Genomic DNA, 16164 nt, shown 5'->3' with positions numbered 1-16164 from the left:
TCCTCATCGCCACAAGCCCGATTGACAAGCATGACGGGATGCGAGATATTGTTTGTATACGAATGAATTTCTGCCCCGTCCGGACCCGGCTGTCAAGCAGCAAGGATCGCGCATGCCTTACGCCGTCACCAGCGCCTGCATCCGTTGCAAGTACATGGATTGCGTCGAGGTCTGTCCGGTCGACTGTTTCTACGAGGGCGAGAACATGCTCGTCATCCATCCGGACGAATGCATCGACTGCGGCGTCTGCGAACCGGAATGCCCGGCCGAGGCGATCGTCGCCGACAGCGCGGACGGGGCCGAGCAGTGGCTGGCCTTGAACGCAAGGCTGGCGCCGCTCTGGCCGAACATCACCCAGAAGAGCGAGCCGCCGGCCGATGCCGACGACTGGAAGGGAATACCGGACAAGATCGACCTGCTTTCCGAACGCCCGGCAATGTGATACTGGGTGGGCTGCATCCGATAATCTGCTAAATCGCTAGACTATCTAAGGATCGACGAGATGAGCAATTTCTACGAGGAGCGCGTCCTCTCCGTCCATCACTGGACCGATACGCTCTTCAGCTTCACGACGACCCGCGACACGACCTTCCGCTTCAAGAACGGCCAGTTCACGATGATCGGGCTCAAGGTCGGCGAGAAGCCGCTGCTGCGCGCCTACAGCGTCGCCAGCACCAATTACGACGAGAACCTCGAGTTCTTCTCGATCAAGGTGCCGGATGGCCCGCTGACCTCGCGCCTGCAGAACCTGCAGGTCGGCGATCCCATCATCATCGGCAAGAAGGCGACCGGCACGCTGGTGCTCGACAACCTCAAGGACGGCAAGCGCCTGTTCCTGCTCGGCACCGGCACGGGCCTCGCGCCCTTCCTGTCGCTGATCCGCGATCCCGAGACCTATGAGCGCTACGAGAAGGTCGTGCTCGTGCATGGCTGCCGCCAGGTCTCCGAGCTGGCCTATGGCGAGCGCATCCAGCAGGAACTGCCGAACGACGAGTTCCTGGGCGAGATGATCCGCGAGCAGCTGATCTATTACCCGACCGTGACGCGCGAGCCCTTCCGCAATCGCGGCCGCATCACTGACCTCCTGACCTCCGGCCAGCTCTTCAGCGACACCGGCCTGGGGCCGTTCGATGCCGAAGGCGACCGTTTCATGCTCTGCGGCAGCCCGCAGATGCTAGTCGACCTCAAGCAGATCTTCGACGAACGCGGCCTCGAGGAAGGCAATCACGGCGAGGCCGGCGACTACGTCATCGAGAAGGCCTTCGCCGAGCGCTGAGATCCGGCGCATATCGTTCAGAACGGCCGGCCTGTTCCCGCAGGCCGGCCGTTCTGCATTCACGGTCCGCCCTGCGCTTTTGCCGAATGCGCCATGGCCTGCTACCTGTCCGGCAAATCACCGCAACCGACGAGTAGCGCCATGACCGACACCCTGCCCGATCGCCTGTCCTCCAATCCCAACAGCCCCTTCTACAATGAGGAGCTGCTGGCACGGGACATCGGTGTCCGCTTCAAGGGCGTCGAGAAGACCAATGTCGAGGAATACTGCATCAGCGAGGGCTGGGTCCGCCTCACTGCCGGCAATGCCAAGGATCGCCACGGCAATCCGATGACGGTGAAGCTCAAGGGCGCCGTCGAGCCCTATTTCCGCAACGCCGAGTAGACGCTGGGGCGCCGTCATTCCGGGCGGCCCATAGGGCTGGGCCCGGAATCGAGAGCCGGTGCGCTTGGCCGCGCGGCACCGGGCTAGCGCAACATTTTGTAGAAAAAGGTCGAGCCGCAATCGCGGCCGTCGGGCATCAGCGCATAGCGCGGGATGGTGCCGAGCTCGGTCCAGCCGAGGCGGTTGTAGAGCCGGCGTGCAGCGCCGGCCTCGTCGGTATCGAGCACCAGGAGGTCGCGTCCCAGCGCCAGCGCGGCCGCCTCCGCCGCCCGCATCAGCGCTTCGCCGATGCCGCGGCGGCGGGCCTGCGAATGCACCAGCACTTTGGCGACCTCGGCGCGGTGCGGCTGGTTTGGCTTTCCGATTGGGTGGAGCTGCGCCGTGCCGACGATGCCGCTGCCGTCGCGCGCGACGAAAAGCAGGATACGCCCGGCGGCGACCTCGCCCGCAATGCCGCGCCAGAAGCTCTCGAACTCGGCCGGTGTGCTCCAGTCCATGAAACCGACCGAGGCGCCGTTCGCCACGGAATCGCGCAGGATCTCCGCCAAGGCCGGCACGGCTGCCCGCGCTCCATCCCCGTCGAGCTGCTCGATGGTCATATTGTCCGACACCGTCATGACCCATCTCCTCGCGCCACCAATCGGCGATGCATTCTACTATGCAAGATTAATTCCAACATAGTGGATAATACGGAGCAAGAGCGCCCAGGCCCGTCGTCAACCCGGATTTTACGACGTTCGGCGAATCCCGGTCTCTCCGACGCAAACCCGGCAGGTGATTTCCAAAAAAGTCACGGGCTCGCGTTTGACTGAGAGCCGGAAGACGCCAGGGACGGCGCCGGCGCAACGGGAGGCGTCGATGAACAGGGGCTTGGACTTCATCGGTCGCTCGGTGGTCCGCTTCATCACGCGCGGCAAGCCGCAGAGCGGGCCGGTCGATCGCAAAGCTCTGGCGCGGCTACAGGCTGCACTCCGGCCCGGCGACGTACTGCTTGTCGAAGGCCACATGAAGGTCTCGGCCGCGATCAAATACCTGACCCAGTCGACCTGGTCACATGCCGCGCTCTATGTCGGCGAGACCGGTCAGTTCAGCCCCGAAGGCGAGCCGCTGGTGCTGGCCGAGGTCGAGATGGATGTCGGCTGCGTGCTGTCTCCCCTCTCGAAATACGGCGCCTTCGGTACTCGCATCTGCCGGCCGCAGGCGCTCGACCGCGAGGGCCGCCAGATCGCGGTCGACTATGTGCTGGAGCGGCTCGGAAACCAGTACGACCTCAAGAACATCCTCGATCTGGCGCACTGGCTGATCCCGATTCCGTGGGCGCCAGCAAGCTGGCGCCGGCGCATGATCGCGCTCGGCTCCGGCGACCCGACGCGGGCGATCTGCTCGACTTTGATCGCCCAGGCCTTCGAGGCGGCGCGCTATCCCGTCCTGCCGACGGTCGAATACGCGCAGGCGATGGGCGAAGACGAATTCCGGGAAATCCTGCACATCCGGCATCACTCGCTCTACATGCCGCGCGATTTCGATATCTCGCCCTATTTCTCGGTGGTGAAGCCGACGCTGGAGGCCGGTTTCGACTATCGGGCGCTGAATTGGGCCCGCGAACAAATGCTCGCGGCGGAGTGAAGCCGCCTTCGTCTGCCGCAAACCAGTGGCGCGACCCTTGGCGCAACGGGCGCGCACTGCTATGGCGCGCGCATGAGCACCCGCAGCTTCGACAATATCCGCAACTTCTCGATCGTGGCCCATATCGACCACGGCAAGTCGACCCTCGCCGACCGGCTGATCCAGCAGACCGGCACGGTAGCGGCGCGCGACATGAGCGAGCAGATCCTCGACTCGATGGACATCGAGAAGGAGCGCGGCATCACCATCAAGGCGCAGACCGTCCGGCTGGATTACCAGGCCAAGGACGGCAAGACCTACATCCTCAACCTGATGGACACGCCCGGGCACGTCGACTTCGCCTATGAGGTCTCGCGCTCGCTGGCCGCCTGCGAAGGCTCGCTCCTCGTCGTCGACGCCTCGCAGGGCGTCGAGGCGCAGACGCTCGCCAATGTCTATCAGGCGCTCGACGCCAATCATGAGATCGTCACCGTTCTCAACAAGATCGACCTGCCCGCGGCCGAGCCGGAGCGGATCAAGCAGCAGATCGAGGATGTGATCGGCCTCGACGCCTCCGAGGCCGTGCCGATCTCGGCCAAGACCGGCCTCAACATCGAGGGCGTGCTGGAAGCCATCGTCGAGAAGCTGCCGGCGCCGAAGGGCGATGCCGAAGCCCCGCTCAAGGCCCTGCTGGTCGATTCCTGGTACGACGCCTATCTCGGCGTCGTCGTGCTCGTGCGCATCATCGACGGCGTGCTGAAGAAGGGCATGACCATAAGGATGATGCGCGCCAACGCCAGCTATGGCGTCGACCGCGTCGGCGTGTTCAAGCCGAAGATGCTGGAGGTCAAGGAGCTCGGACCCGGCGAGGTCGGCTTCTTCACCGCCTCGATCAAGGAAGTCGCCGACACCGCCGTCGGCGACACCATCACCGATGACAAGAAGCCGATCGCCGAGCCGCTGCCGGGCTTCAAACCGGTGCAGCCCGTGGTGTTCTGCGGCATTTTCCCGGTCGATGCCGCCGATTTCGAGGTGCTGCGCGGCGCCATGGCCAAGCTGCGTCTGAACGACGCCTCGTTCTCCTATGAGATGGAGACTTCGGCGGCGCTCGGCTTCGGCTTCCGCTGCGGCTTCCTCGGGCTGCTGCATCTGGAGATCATCCAGGAGCGGCTCGAGCGCGAGTTCAACCTCAACCTGATCTCGACCGCCCCCTCGGTGGTCTACCGTCTCAAACTGCGCGACGGCACGACCCTCGAACTGCATAACCCGGCCGACATGCCAGACGTGATGAAGATCGAGTTCATCGAGGAGCCCTGGATCCGCGCCACGATCTTCACCCCGGACGAGTATCTCGGCTCGGTGCTGAAGCTCTGCCAGGACCGCCGTGGCCTGCAGATCGACCTCAACTATGTCGGCTCGCGCGCCAAGGTCGTCTACGACCTGCCGCTGAACGAAGTCGTGTTCGACTTCTACGACCGGCTGAAGTCGATCTCGAAGGGCTATGCCTCCTTCGACTACAACATCACCGACTATCGCGAGGGCGACCTCGTGCGCATGTCGATCCTGGTCAATGCCGAGCCGGTCGACGCGCTCTCGATGCTGGTCCATCGCTCGCGCGCCGATGCCCGCGGCCGGGCCATGTGCGAGAAGCTCAAGGAGCTGATCCCGCCGCATATGTTCCAGATTCCTGTCCAGGCTGCCATCGGGGGCAAGATCATCGCCCGCGAGACGATCCGGGCGCTGCGCAAGGACGTGACCGCCAAGTGCTATGGCGGCGACGCCTCGCGCAAGCGCAAGCTCCTGGACAAGCAGAAGGAAGGCAAGAAGAAGATGCGGCAGTTCGGCCGCGTCGAGATCCCGCAGGAAGCCTTCATCGCCGCGCTGAAGATGGACGACTGAACGGGCCCGCGCTCAGCGGAAGAAGTCTTTCGGCAGGTCCGAATCCCAATCGCTCCTGAAAGTCTGCAGCGACGAACTTCCGGTGGGAAAGGCGAGTTGCAGAGCAGCAGGTACTTGGTCGTTGAAGAGCTTGCTATTGGGATTATCGAAGATTTTGCGCTCGGCCCCACTCAAACTGGGATCGCCGGCCTTTGGCGTGTCGAAATGGATGCCCGACATATTGGTGACCTTCGGTTTTCCTCTATGATACTTCACCTTGAATCTCCACTGCACGGTCCAGCGGAAAAACTGTATTGGCTCCATAGTGTGGGTTGTAGTGCTTCTGGCACATAAAATCGCTATAAGAGAAATAGAATAATTGACAAAATAAAGATAATTTACAATCGAATTACTACTGTTGAAAGAGGGATGTTTGTTAAAAATCTTATTCGGGAAAACGATGTTGGGATGATCTTGCATCGGGCAGACAATCGTGTTCCCCGAGAGCTGTTGGCGTTGCATGGCGTCCGGCGCCACCCAAGGCCGGTTTCCCGAGTCCCAGTCTCCGAACGTCTGCCCATCCAGGCCCAGCTTGACATCGGTCTGCCCCATCTGGGGTCTCTGCCCACGATAAGTCGCCTCGAAGCGGCCGACGGTCGCGATTTGGGTATAACCGTAATCGGCATTGGCCGACGCTGGCGTGACGGGCGGGAGTAGGTTGAATTCACTGGTTCCGCTCCAGGCGGAGCCCGTAATGACGTCAGATATTTTGCGGCTCAAAAGGAATGCCGGGATGCCGTCCGAGCTGAATCCCTTGGTCAGGTGCAGGAACACCGAGTTGGGCGAGAAGAACGGCGCCGGTTTTGCGTTGGCCGTTATGATGATATTCATCATCGAAGTGGGGTCGACGTTCGTTACCATCTCGAAATCCTTGCGCCGGTTTTCAGTGCCGTTCGGACTTGACTGGTAAGCTCCGACAGTTTCCACCCGCTTGTAAGCTATTGGCAGTGAACGCGTTATCCGAGCCGATCACAGGGCGATCCGCTCGGCGCACGCGCTAGCGCCATGCGCTTTTTCGGGCGACGCCCGGCCGGTCGCGAATTGTGAAGCCGTTGAACTTTTCGATCGCCGCGATCTCCAGATCGAGCGCGCGAATCGTCATGATGCCGACGATGTTGTCGGGCTTCGTCTGATAGGACAGGTTGATGATGTTCCGCTTGGCCTTGTAGCCGAGCACGGCGTCCGCCGTGCTCGGGCCGTAGGACGAGGCCGCCATTTCGCCGTCCGCGATGTCGGCATTCTCAATGATGACGAGCGCATACTGAACAAGTGCGACATACTCGCCCTTGTCGCCGCGCTGGACATGTTTCTCGTGGACCTGCGCGCAGGCGCATAGCCGGGCATTGGCCGAGAAAAGGCGGCTGATCAGCATATCCTTCTCCTTCGCCACTACACCACCGCGGCATTGCACTGTTCCAGCTATGACGCGGGCTGATCACAGTCGCATCATCCGTTTGAAGGAGCTTCCGCGGCCTGGCAGCAGTGATCATTCCAAGGAGTCGCAATGCAGCTCTGCAGGGAACCATCCCGCCTGCCACGATGTTGATCCATGACCCTCAACCGAAGGGAGGATGGCATCGTGGACAGACGTACTTTCCTCGCGAGCCTGATCGGCGGCCTGGCCGCGGCCGGCAGTCTCGGCACTGCGGCACTCGCGGCGCCGCAGCCGAAGCCAGCAGTAGCAGAGCCCCCTCTGCCTGAACCTGCACCGCAGGTCGATGCGGAAGCGCTCGACAAGGCCGACGCCGACTATTCGCAGTACTATTACTACCGCCGCAGGCCGCGCTGGCGCAGGCGCTACTGGCGCCGCCGCTATTATTACCGACCCCGCTATTACTACCGCCGCCGCTATTACCGGCCGCGCTACTATTACCGCCGTCGCTACTGGTAGCATCTGGTCATGACCCCGCCCTGCGCAGGCCTGTGCCTGTGCAGGGCGTAAGCGCGGTCAGAGATTGGCGCCGAGGCCGCGCAATTCTGCGCGCAGATCGATCGGCTCGACGAAATGCACCACCTGCATCCCGACCGAGCGGGCGGCATCGACATTCTTGGCGCTGTCGTCGACGAAGATGCACTCGCCGGCGCTCAGCCCGTAGCGCTCCAGCAGGACGTTGTAGATCGCCGGGTCGGGCTTGATCAGCCGCTCATGCGCCGAGACGATCACGCCGTCGAAGCTCTGCAGGAAGGGGAAGCGGATCAGGCATTCCGCCCATTTCTCGCGCGAGAAATTGGTGATGGCGTAGACCGCTTCGCCTTTCGCCTTCAGCTCCGCCAGCGTCGCGACGCTGTCCTCGATCGTCGCCGGCACCGTCTCGTGCCAGCGCTCGTCATAGGCCTTGATTTCGGCTTCCCATTCGGGATGCTCGGCGACCAGCAGCGCCACCGCCTCGGACCAGGGCCGGCCGCGATCCTGCTCGATGTTCCAGGCGGCAGTGCAGACATTCCTGAGGAACCAGTCGCGCTTGGCATCGTCCGGAATCAGGCTGCGGTAGAGGTGGAACGGATCCCAGCGCAGCAGGACATTGCCGACATCGAAGACGACCTTGCGATTCTCAGGCACGACAGGCTTCTCCATTCCAGCTGCGGCTATGCGGCCGCGACGACTCACGTCCTTGTGCACGGACGGGCGTAACCTTCACACCGATTCTGGCGTATTCGCGTTAGGAACCGACAACAAGGCACAGTTCATGGCTTCGATGGGAACAGCCAGCTATTGGCCGTGGAACGACAGGCAGGGGCGCTTCTCCGCCTTGCGGGCCAGCTGCTTCGCGCTCGTGCTCGTCCCCGCCCTGATCCTCGTCTGGCAGGCCTGGAGTCATCAACTCGGCTCGAAGCCGTGGACACAGGCCGTGCACGACACCGGCACCTGGGCCCTGCGCATCCTGGTCATCACGCTGGCGGTGACACCGCTGCGACGAATCCTCGACTGGAACAAGCTGATCGGCATCCGCCGCATGCTCGGCCTCTCGGCCATGGCTTATGCGCTCGGCCATCTCGCGCTCTACTGCATCGACCTCGCTTTCGACTGGGGGCTGATCCTCTCCGAGATCGTCAAGCGCTTCTACCTCGTCGTCGGCATCACCGCGCTGATCGGCCTCGTCGTACTCGGCGTCACCTCGACCGACGGCATGATCCGCCGGCTCGGCTCCGGCCGCTGGCAGCGCCTGCACAATGTCGTCTATGTGATCGCCTGCCTCGGCCTGTTCCACTTCGCGCTGCAGTCGAAGATCGACGTCACCCAGCCAGTGCTGCTGAGCGGCCTGTTCGCGCTATTGCTGGCCTATCGCGGACTGAACCGGTTGAAAATTCCGCTGAGCTTCAGCTCGCTTGCACTCACTGCGCTCGGCGTGGGTCTCGCTACCGCGCTTGCCGAGACCGCTTGGTACGCCTTCGCAACCGGCGCCTCGGCCTGGCTGATCTTCCAGGCCAATGCCGATATCGTCGTCTACCAGGACTGGACAGCGCTCCGCCCCGGCCATTGGGTCGCCCTCGTCGGGCTTGCGCTCGCGGTGCTGCACCTCTTCCGCAAGCCGGCGCCGAGGCCGGAAGCAGCCCGCCGCCATGCTCGGGCTTGACCCGAGCATCTCGTAAACCAGCACAAACTGGTCCTGAGATTCTCGGGGCAAGCCCGAGAATGACGCCCTGTCAGCCCTCGCGCCGCGCCAGCTCCAGGATGGTCTCGATCAGCACGCGGATCGCGATGCCGGCGTCGAGCTCGGTCATGTTCTCCAGCGGCGAATGGCTGATGCCCTTCTCGCAACGCACGAACAGCATGGCGGAGGGGCAGAGCTTCGCCATCGCCATGGCGTCATGGCCTGCGCCGGAGGGGAGCCGCCGCGCTGAAAGATTGGAGCCGGTGCGGGCGATGCCGGTGGCGAGCGCCTCCTGCAGCTCGGCCGCCATCGGCGTCGCATCGTCGCGCGAATAGGGCGTAATGATCAGTCCGACGCCGCGCCGCGCCGCGATCTCGCCGAAGCGTTGCTGAATCCCGTGCTCCATGCTGGCGACGGTCTCGCCCCGTGGCGCACGATAATCGATGGTGAAGTCGACCGCACCAGGCACGACATTGGTGGCGCCGGGATCGGGCCGGAAGACGCCGACCGTGCCGACCGCCTGATCATGCGCCGCGGCGATCTCCTCCAGCGCCAGCGCCATTTCGGCGGCGGCGGTCAGCGCATCCCTGCGCAGCTTCATCGGCACGGTGCCGGCATGGCCGGCCTCGCCGGTGACACGCACCGTGGCGCGGCTCTGGGCGTTGATCGCGGTGACGATGCCGACCGCCTCGTTCTCGACCTCGAGCACCGGGCCCTGCTCGATATGGACCTCGAGATAGGCCTTGACCGAACCGGGCTTGCGAGCGAGCGCCGCGATCCCGGCGGGATCGCCGCCGAAGGCGACGAGCGCGTCGCGCAAGCTCACGCCGTCGGCATCGCGTGAATCGAGCCAGGCCGGGTCGTACCGGCCGACCAGCGCCGAAGAGGTCGAGACCGAGGTCGGGAAGCGCACCGTCTCCTCGTCGCCGAAAGCGATGACCTCAAGCGCGAAGGGCAAGGTGATGCCGGCGTCGCGAATCGCCTGCGCCGCCAGGATGCCGGCGACGACACCGAGATTGCCGTCGAAGCGGCCGCCATCGCGGACCGTGTCGATATGCGAGCCGATCAGCACCGCCGGAAGCCCAGGGCTCGCGCCCTCGCGCCGCCCCTGCACCGAGCCGGCCGCGTCGATGAAGGCGGTCAGCCCCGCGACTTCCATCGCGCCCCTGACGTATTCCGCCGCCTGCCGGTGCGACGGCGAGAGATAGAGCCGGGTCAGCTTGCCCGGCTCGTCGCTGAAGCGGTTGATGCCGGCGAGGGTGGCGAAGGCGCGGGCGCCGAGAACGGCGGGAGAAGGCAGGGTCGTGGTCATGGCTTCTATTTAGCGGGCCGGCCGTGGACGTGGCCAGCCCGCTTTAACGTGATGGGATCGATTTGCGTGTCAGTAGGTCGCACGCCCACCGGACAGGTCGAAGACCGAGCCGGTGGTGAAGCTGTTCTCGGCCGAGGCCAGGAAGGCGACCATCGAGGCCACCTCCTCCGGCAGCAGGAAGCGCCCGCGCGGGATCTTGGCCAGCATGTAGCCGATATGCTCTTCGCTCATCTGGTCGAAGATGCGGGTGCGCGCGGCGGCCGGAGTGATGCAATTCACCGCGATGTCCTGCTGCGCCAGCTCCTTGCCGAGCGACTTGGTCAGGGCGATCACCGCCGCCTTCGAGGCCGAATAGGCCGAAGCGTTGGGGTTGCCCTCCTTGCCGGCGATCGAGGCGACCAGCACGAGCCGCCCGTAATTGCGCTTGATCATGCCGGGGATCACCGCCTGGCAGCAATGCAAGGTGCCGTCGACATTGAGGCGCATGATCTTCGCCCATTCGTCGAGCGGATATTCCCAGGTCTTCAGGTTCGGCCCGGCGATGCCGGCGCTGGTGACGAGGATGTCGACGCTGCCATGGCGCTGTTCCAGCTCGGCAGCGGCGGCATTCACGGCCTTGGCGTCGGTCACGTCGATGGACAGGCCGCTCGCGGCCGGACCGATCGCGGTTGCCGCCTCGTTGGCGAGCTTGCCGTCGAGGTCCCAGATCGCGACCTTGGCGCCGCTGGCGGCGAGACGGTCGGCAACGGCGCGGCCGATCCCCTGCGCCCCGCCGGTAATGATGGCGACCCGGCCCTTTAAATCGATTTGGTTCATTGAAACAGAATCCCTCCCTGGAACTTGTGCTCGAACTCTAGCGCAAAGCCGGCCATCGCAAAGCCGCGATGGCTTGAGGGGAGGGTTGCGTCAGATATCTTTATCCTAGCGCGAATTCCTATCGTTCGGCCGAATCCGGCCGAACGGAAAGCGCGCTGGCGCTCAGCGCGCATTGCGGAAGGCGCGCGGGCTGAACACGGTGCGTAGCAGGATGCCGATGTCGAGCCAGAACGACCAGTTGTCGATGTACCAGTGGTCATAGGCGATGCGACGGGCCATCTTGTCGTCGGTGTCGGTCTCGCCGCGCAGGCCGTTGACCTGGGCCCAGCCGGTAATGCCGGGCTTGACGTTGTGGCGCCGGGCATAGAGCGCGATCTTGCGCTGGAACTCGCGGTCATGAGCGAGCGCGTGCGGGCGCGGGCCGACCAGCGACATCTGGCCGGCGATGACGTTGAGCAGCTGCGGCAGCTCGTCGAGATTGTAGCGCCGCAGGAAGCCGCCGATCCTGGTGATGCGCGGATCGTTGCGTGTCGCCTGCTTGACCACCTCGCCATCGTCCGTCGTCGTCATGGTGCGGAACTTGAAGATGCGGAACGGCTCCTGGTTGAAGCCGTAGCGGCGCTGCAGGAACAGCACCGGCCCCTTCGAATCGAGCTTGATCGCCAGCGCGACCAGCAACAGCAGCGGCAGGCTCGCGACAAGAATCGCACTCGCGGCGAGAGCGTCGAAGACGCGCTTGAACATGATCTGCGCGAAGGACAGGGCCGGGCGCGTCAAACGCAGCGAAGCGAGCGAGCCGATGCGCACGATATGGGGATTGTCGAAACGGTCCATGACCCGCTCCGGCGTCAGATGGATCGCGACCGGCAAGTTCATGAAAGCGTCGATGCAGGCGTCGATCGTCTCCTGGTCCGACCAGGGCAGGGCGATGAAGACGGCGTCGGGCTTGAGGTCGCGGGCGCGGGCGGAGGCCGTGGCGAGATCGGCGGCAAGCGCCGCCTGCGGGTCGTTGATCCGACGGGGATCATTGCTGCGTAGGAAGGCGACGTCGACGATCGAGAAGCCGATGTTCCAGGGCTGGTGGCGCGCGACGAAGGACATCACCTCGCTCTCGCGACCGATCAGGAAGACGCGCTCGGAGGTGATCCGCCCGGTCTTCGAGGCCATCGAGATGGTGCGCACGATCGCCGAACGGGCGAGCGCGATCAGCGGCACGCCGGCGACATAGGTAGCGAGGACGACGGCGCGCGAATACTGGTCGTTGACCTTGGCCATGAAGACGATCGCGACGAAGGCGATCATCGTCAGGTTCCAGACCGCGAGGGCCGAGGCGATCTGGCCCTTGGTCGAGAGATAGTTCTCGAGGCGATAGCGGCCGCGCATCAGATTGGTGAAGACGAAGATCGCGGCGATCATCGAGGCAAGCTCGACGGTGACCTTGTCGTTGCCGAGATGGCGATAGGCGACGAAGTGATAGGCGATCGACGTACCGGCGACCACGGTCGCCACCGTCACCGCATCGACCAGCGCCGTGATCAGCCCGATCCAGTGCCGCAGCGCATTGGCGCGCTGGTCGGCCGCCGTGGCGACTTCGTAGTTCAGGTTGTTGACGCTCATCATGCCGCGCTCGCTCGGTCGCAGGCGGTCCGGTTTCGGCACAGGTGATGCGCCGGAGGCCGCCTCCCCCGTCGAGGTGGCAAGGGCGGTGCCGTGGCGGCATGCGCGCGATTTGGCGCGAAATGTGGGGAAATCGACCCCGTCGGGCCGACATGGAATGCCGTCCAGAAGAAGGCGTCCCAGAACGGGACAATCGCCGAGACAGAGAGCCGCCAAACCGGCAAGACAGACTATCGGATCAGGGAAAGGCGGCGTTCATCCTATGGCGGGGTTCCGCTTGACCCCTGGTAGAAACCCAACGAAGACAATGGCCTACGCCGTCAGCATGGCGATGCGTGCGCCAGCAGCGATCGAAATGAACGTCGTTCTCTTCAAACCCTCGCAGCGACCGGCTGCCGTCGTCGCTCCGCTCGAACCGCCGCGCCGCGACATTGCCGGCGTCCCGGTCGCGGCTTTGACGCGCGACGAGGCGCTCGCGCTGATCGATCACGCCTTCGACGGCGGCAACCATCTGCATCTGGCGTACTGCAACGCCAATCTCGTCAACATCGCCGCGCGCGATGCGGGCCTGCGCGAGCGACTTGCCCGCTTCCTGGTCCTGCCCGACGGGATCGGCGTCGACATCGCCTCGCGCCTGCTCTACGGCACGGCCTTCCCCGCCAATCTCAACGGCACCGACTTCACGCCGGCGATCCTCGCCGCTCGCGAGCACCCGCTCTCGGTGATGCTGCTGGGCGGCCGGCCTGATGTCGCCGAGCGCGCCGCGGCGAAGCTGCGCGCCGACTACCCGCAGCATCACTTTTCGGTGCTGAGCCATGGCTATTTCGGGCCGGACGAGGAAGCGGCCCTGCTGGCGCGGCTCGCGCATGAGCGGCCCGATCTCTTGCTGGTCGCCTTCGGCAATCCCCGGCAGGAGAAATGGATCGCCGACCGGATCGATTCACGCCACTGCGCCGTCGCGGCCGGCATCGGCGCGCTGTTCGACTTCCTCGCCGGCGAGGTGGCGCGGGCGCCGGAAAGCTTCCGCACCCTGCGGCTGGAATGGGTCTACCGGCTCTGGCTCGAGCCGCGCCGGCTCTGGCGGCGCTATGTCGTCGGCAACCCGGCCTTCCTACTGCGCGTGCTTCGCCAGAAGCTGGCAGGGCACAGCGCCTGACGACGCCTACGGTTTCTTTCCGACGATGAAGCCGAAGAGCGGCCCGGCGCCGATCATCACCAGGAAGACCCGGATGATGTGATGGGCAGCGACGAAGGCGACCTCGGTGTGCAGCGCCAGCGCGATCAGGCTCATCTCGGCGAGGCCGCCCGGCGAATAGGCCAGGATCAACGGCACCGGCTTGTAGCTCGATATATGCGCCACCGCGAAGGCGAAGACCAGCGTCAGCGCCACCAGGATCACGGTCGAGCCCAGCGAGATCAGCAGGATGCGCAGGATCGCTTGCGGCGGCGTACCGACGAAGCGGCAGCCGATGGTGACGCCGAGGATGAGCTGGGCGACATTGACGATCTCGTAGGGCGGCACGGAATCGCTGAAGCCGACGAGATGCACGATGGCCGAGACCAGCATCGGTCCGAGCAATTGCTTCGCCGGCATGCGCAGCGCATGGGCGAGCATCACCCCTGCGACCGCACTGGCGGCCAGCCAGAACCAGCCCAATGCCGATGTCTGGAACATCGACGGACCCTGATTGCGGTTGATGCCGAGCGAGACCCCTTCGAGCCATTGCACGATGAAGGGCAGCGTCATCACCACCAGAAGGATGCGGGCGGAGTGGATCAGCGCGATGGTACGGGCATCGCCGCCCTTCTCCTCGCCGGTGATCACCATCTCAACGAGGCCGCCCGGCATGCCGGAGAAGAAGGCCGTCACGGGGTCGTAGCCGGCGACGCGGCGGAAATAGGTGACGCAGCACAGCCCGCAGGCGACCATGAACAGGACGAGCCCGCCAATGGTCGGCAGCCAGTTCGGCATCTGCGCGACGATCTCCGGCTTGAAGCCGGAGCCGAGCATCACACCGATCACCGCCGACATGGGCGGGCGGATCACCGGGGGAGCGGCCACCGGCGCACGGGCGATGGCGGCGGCGGTGCAGAACACCATCGAGCCGAGCATCCAGGGCAATGGCAGGCGGTAATAGGCGAAGAGCCAGCCGCCGAGCGTGCCGAGCGCGAGGGCGAACAGGAAACGGCGCCAGGGAAAGCGTCGCGGCGACAATTCCCTGATGCCGTTGACCGCGTCCCTCAGCAGATCCCGCATCGCCCACTCACCTCCCTGGACGCATGTCGATGGCAGCGCCACGGCGCTGCTATACGCCATCCGCATGACGATGACAGGGCTTTGTCGGCATGCCGCCCTTGCCCCCGCGGCGGAGCGAGGGGACATGGCGGCAGCACCGCCAGGCAACCCTGCCATGTCCGCAAGTCACTGACGAACGGGCGGAAAATCGGCCACAGTCGAATCCTGCAGGATATCTGATAGGCCGTCGGCGTTATCCGCCCGGCTCGGGGCAGCCATGAGCGAAGACCGCCTTTCGGAAGCGACGGGTCGCGGCAGCGAGGCCATGGGCTTGGCCGAAGCGCTACCTGTTTCAGCCGAAGAGGACGGCAGTCCGGGAGAGCCTCCCGAACCCTCCGATTCGGACCTCGTAGCTGTTCCTCTCCCGCCGATCCTGTCCGCCCCGTCCGGCGAAAGCTGGTTCGCCGCGCGCCGCAATCGCTCCCGCCTGTGGTGGCGCGGAGCGAGCCCGAACCTGCGCGGCACCGTCTACATGATCACTGCGCTGCTGGTTTATGCGGTGATGGTCGGCGCCTTCAAATATCTGGGCACGGCGATCCCGCTGATCGAGACGCTGATGATCCGGCAGGTCATCATGAGCACGGTGGTCTTCGTCATCGCCGGCCGCAGCCTACCACTCGCCTTCAAGACCGACCGGCCGGGCCTGCAGATCTTCCGCGGGCTGATCACGCTCGCTTCGATGCTGTGCGGCTTCAGCGCCCTGCTCTACATCCCGCTCGCCCAGGCGACGGCGATCAGCTTCAGCCAGGTGCTGTTCGTCACCGTCGCCGCCGTGCTGATCCTGAAGGAGCGCGTCGACGCCGCCCGCTGGATCGCAACCGGCCTCGGCTTCGTCGGCGTGCTGATCATGCTGAACCCCTCGGGCGAGGGACTGAACGTCTGGGCGCTGATGTCGGTCGGCGGGGCGCTGTTCGGCGCCGGCATCACCGTCAGCGTGCGCATCCTCGGCACCAGCGAGCGCACCGAGACGATCCTGATCTATCAGGGCCTGGTGCTGATGGTCGTCCTCGCCTGGCCGGCCTGGGCGCTCTGGGTCTGGCCGACGTCAGAGCAATGGTTCTGGCTGGTGGTGCTCAGCCTGTTCGGCACCGCCGGGCAATGGCTGATCACCAAGGCCTATCAGGTCGGAGAAGCATCGGCGCTGGCGCCGCTCGATTTCAGCCGGCTGATCCTGGCTGGATTCACCGGCTTCGTCTTCTTTGCGGAGATCCCGACGCTGACGACGCTCGTCGGCGCAGCCATCGTCATCGGCGCGACGCTCTACACCATGCGCCGCAATGCCCGCAGCCGCGTCGGCTCCGACCTGTCCTCCCCGCCCTGACGACCC

At 64.7% G+C, this 16164-nt stretch carries 17 protein-coding genes; 9 read left to right on the top strand and 8 right to left on the bottom strand.

Going from position 1 to position 16164, the window contains the following annotated elements:
• Positions 1 to 112 precede the first annotated feature (112 nt).
• From fdxA to ACQKLX_RS05685, 3 genes are all read left to right on the top strand, one after another.
• Entirely contained in the window at positions 113 to 442 is a 330-nt protein-coding gene (gene fdxA, locus ACQKLX_RS05695) for a ferredoxin FdxA (RefSeq protein WP_091835349.1), read from the top strand.
• 60 nt (positions 443 to 502) lie between these two features.
• The gene (locus tag ACQKLX_RS05690) at positions 503 to 1276 is read left to right on the top strand and encodes a ferredoxin--NADP reductase (RefSeq protein ID WP_427360283.1); all 774 of its coding nucleotides are present in this window, start codon (positions 503 to 505) and stop codon (positions 1274 to 1276) included.
• A gap of 141 nt (positions 1277 to 1417) precedes the next feature.
• Positions 1418 to 1660, top strand: a complete 243-nt coding sequence (locus tag ACQKLX_RS05685) for a DUF3297 family protein (RefSeq protein WP_427360281.1) — start codon at positions 1418 to 1420, stop codon at positions 1658 to 1660.
• An 83-nt stretch (positions 1661 to 1743) separates the two neighbouring features.
• On the opposite strand, the gene ACQKLX_RS05680 is transcribed toward ACQKLX_RS05685, so the two are convergent.
• On the bottom strand, positions 1744 to 2277 hold the full coding sequence (locus ACQKLX_RS05680) for a GNAT family N-acetyltransferase (RefSeq protein ID WP_427360279.1): 534 nt from the start codon (positions 2275 to 2277) through the stop codon (positions 1744 to 1746).
• Between the two features lie 241 nt (positions 2278 to 2518).
• Here ACQKLX_RS05680 and ACQKLX_RS05675 point away from each other — a divergent pair, with 241 nt between their 5' ends.
• A complete protein-coding gene (locus tag ACQKLX_RS05675) occupies positions 2519 to 3286 on the top strand; it encodes a YiiX/YebB-like N1pC/P60 family cysteine hydrolase (protein WP_427360277.1) in 768 nt (255 codons plus the stop codon).
• Between the two features lie 72 nt (positions 3287 to 3358).
• The gene (gene lepA / locus ACQKLX_RS05670) at positions 3359 to 5164 is read left to right on the top strand and encodes a translation elongation factor 4 (protein WP_427360275.1); all 1806 of its coding nucleotides are present in this window, start codon (positions 3359 to 3361) and stop codon (positions 5162 to 5164) included.
• A gap of 12 nt (positions 5165 to 5176) precedes the next feature.
• On the opposite strand, the gene ACQKLX_RS05665 is transcribed toward lepA, so the two are convergent.
• Together ACQKLX_RS05665 and ACQKLX_RS05660 are read right to left on the bottom strand one after the other, a co-directional pair.
• Positions 5177 to 6064 (bottom strand): hypothetical protein, encoded by an 888-nt coding sequence (locus tag ACQKLX_RS05665; RefSeq protein WP_427360273.1) that lies wholly within the window; start codon positions 6062 to 6064, stop codon positions 5177 to 5179.
• Positions 6065 to 6200: 136 nt separating this feature from the next.
• Positions 6201 to 6575, bottom strand: coding sequence for a hypothetical protein (locus ACQKLX_RS05660; RefSeq protein WP_427360272.1), 375 nt, complete (start codon positions 6573 to 6575; stop codon positions 6201 to 6203).
• A gap of 207 nt (positions 6576 to 6782) precedes the next feature.
• On the opposite strand from ACQKLX_RS05660, the gene ACQKLX_RS05655 reads away from it, so the two are divergent.
• Entirely contained in the window at positions 6783 to 7094 is a 312-nt protein-coding gene (locus tag ACQKLX_RS05655; protein ID WP_427360270.1) for a hypothetical protein, read from the top strand.
• A 57-nt stretch (positions 7095 to 7151) separates the two neighbouring features.
• Here ACQKLX_RS05655 and ACQKLX_RS05650 read toward each other — a convergent pair whose 3' ends face one another.
• A complete protein-coding gene (locus ACQKLX_RS05650; protein WP_427360268.1) occupies positions 7152 to 7763 on the bottom strand; it encodes an HAD family hydrolase in 612 nt (203 codons plus the stop codon).
• A 127-nt stretch (positions 7764 to 7890) separates the two neighbouring features.
• On the opposite strand from ACQKLX_RS05650, the gene ACQKLX_RS05645 reads away from it, so the two are divergent.
• On the top strand, positions 7891 to 8778 hold the full coding sequence (locus ACQKLX_RS05645) for a protein-methionine-sulfoxide reductase heme-binding subunit MsrQ (protein ID WP_427360266.1): 888 nt from the start codon (positions 7891 to 7893) through the stop codon (positions 8776 to 8778).
• 70 nt (positions 8779 to 8848) lie between these two features.
• On the opposite strand, the gene ACQKLX_RS05640 is transcribed toward ACQKLX_RS05645, so the two are convergent.
• The 3 genes from ACQKLX_RS05640 to ACQKLX_RS05630 all read right to left on the bottom strand — a co-directional run bounded on the left by ACQKLX_RS05640 (position 8849) and on the right by ACQKLX_RS05630 (position 12541).
• On the bottom strand, positions 8849 to 10108 hold the full coding sequence (locus ACQKLX_RS05640) for an allantoate amidohydrolase (protein WP_427360264.1): 1260 nt from the start codon (positions 10106 to 10108) through the stop codon (positions 8849 to 8851).
• A gap of 69 nt (positions 10109 to 10177) precedes the next feature.
• Positions 10178 to 10924 carry an SDR family NAD(P)-dependent oxidoreductase gene (locus ACQKLX_RS05635; protein WP_427360262.1) on the bottom strand — a complete coding sequence of 249 codons (747 nt, stop codon included), beginning with the start codon at positions 10922 to 10924 and terminating at the stop codon, positions 10178 to 10180.
• A gap of 162 nt (positions 10925 to 11086) precedes the next feature.
• Entirely contained in the window at positions 11087 to 12541 is a 1455-nt protein-coding gene (locus ACQKLX_RS05630) for an undecaprenyl-phosphate glucose phosphotransferase (RefSeq protein ID WP_427360260.1), read from the bottom strand.
• Between the two features lie 355 nt (positions 12542 to 12896).
• Here ACQKLX_RS05630 and ACQKLX_RS05625 point away from each other — a divergent pair, with 355 nt between their 5' ends.
• Entirely contained in the window at positions 12897 to 13697 is an 801-nt protein-coding gene (locus ACQKLX_RS05625) for a WecB/TagA/CpsF family glycosyltransferase (RefSeq protein WP_427360258.1), read from the top strand.
• Between the two features lie 6 nt (positions 13698 to 13703).
• On the opposite strand, the gene ACQKLX_RS05620 is transcribed toward ACQKLX_RS05625, so the two are convergent.
• A complete protein-coding gene (locus tag ACQKLX_RS05620; protein WP_427360256.1) occupies positions 13704 to 14798 on the bottom strand; it encodes an AbrB family transcriptional regulator in 1095 nt (364 codons plus the stop codon).
• A 256-nt stretch (positions 14799 to 15054) separates the two neighbouring features.
• Between ACQKLX_RS05620 and ACQKLX_RS05615 the strand changes: the two genes are divergently transcribed.
• Positions 15055 to 16158: a DMT family transporter gene (locus ACQKLX_RS05615; RefSeq protein WP_427360254.1), complete on the top strand. Its 1104-nt coding sequence runs from the start codon at positions 15055 to 15057 to the stop codon at positions 16156 to 16158.
• Positions 16159 to 16164 lie beyond the last annotated feature (6 nt).

Origin of the sequence: Allobosea sp. NPDC003192 (assembly GCF_050275675.1) — a bacterium.
In the GTDB taxonomy this organism is placed as follows: domain Bacteria; phylum Pseudomonadota; class Alphaproteobacteria; order Rhizobiales; family Beijerinckiaceae; genus Allobosea.
This window is presented reverse-complemented; position numbering and strand designations above follow the sequence as displayed.

Excerpts from the sequence above, each read along its gene's own strand:
- fdxA (WP_091835349.1), top strand. The coding sequence starts at position 113 with ATGCCTTACGCCGTCACCAGCGCCTGCATCCGTTGCAAGTACATGGAT.
- ACQKLX_RS05690 (WP_427360283.1), top strand. The coding sequence starts at position 503 with ATGAGCAATTTCTACGAGGAGCGCGTCCTCTCCGTCCATCACTGGACC.
- ACQKLX_RS05685 (WP_427360281.1), top strand. The coding sequence starts at position 1,418 with ATGACCGACACCCTGCCCGATCGCCTGTCCTCCAATCCCAACAGCCCC.
- ACQKLX_RS05680 (WP_427360279.1), bottom strand. The coding sequence starts at position 2,277 with ATGACGGTGTCGGACAATATGACCATCGAGCAGCTCGACGGGGATGGA.
- ACQKLX_RS05675 (WP_427360277.1), top strand. The coding sequence starts at position 2,519 with ATGAACAGGGGCTTGGACTTCATCGGTCGCTCGGTGGTCCGCTTCATC.
- lepA (WP_427360275.1), top strand. The coding sequence starts at position 3,359 with ATGAGCACCCGCAGCTTCGACAATATCCGCAACTTCTCGATCGTGGCC.
- ACQKLX_RS05665 (WP_427360273.1), bottom strand. The coding sequence starts at position 6,064 with ATGGTAACGAACGTCGACCCCACTTCGATGATGAATATCATCATAACG.
- ACQKLX_RS05660 (WP_427360272.1), bottom strand. The coding sequence starts at position 6,575 with ATGCTGATCAGCCGCCTTTTCTCGGCCAATGCCCGGCTATGCGCCTGC.
- ACQKLX_RS05645 (WP_427360266.1), top strand. The coding sequence starts at position 7,891 with ATGGCTTCGATGGGAACAGCCAGCTATTGGCCGTGGAACGACAGGCAG.
- ACQKLX_RS05640 (WP_427360264.1), bottom strand. The coding sequence starts at position 10,108 with ATGACCACGACCCTGCCTTCTCCCGCCGTTCTCGGCGCCCGCGCCTTC.
- ACQKLX_RS05635 (WP_427360262.1), bottom strand. The coding sequence starts at position 10,924 with ATGAACCAAATCGATTTAAAGGGCCGGGTCGCCATCATTACCGGCGGG.
- ACQKLX_RS05630 (WP_427360260.1), bottom strand. The coding sequence starts at position 12,541 with ATGAGCGTCAACAACCTGAACTACGAAGTCGCCACGGCGGCCGACCAG.
- ACQKLX_RS05625 (WP_427360258.1), top strand. The coding sequence starts at position 12,897 with ATGAACGTCGTTCTCTTCAAACCCTCGCAGCGACCGGCTGCCGTCGTC.
- ACQKLX_RS05620 (WP_427360256.1), bottom strand. The coding sequence starts at position 14,798 with ATGCGGGATCTGCTGAGGGACGCGGTCAACGGCATCAGGGAATTGTCG.
- ACQKLX_RS05615 (WP_427360254.1), top strand. The coding sequence starts at position 15,055 with ATGAGCGAAGACCGCCTTTCGGAAGCGACGGGTCGCGGCAGCGAGGCC.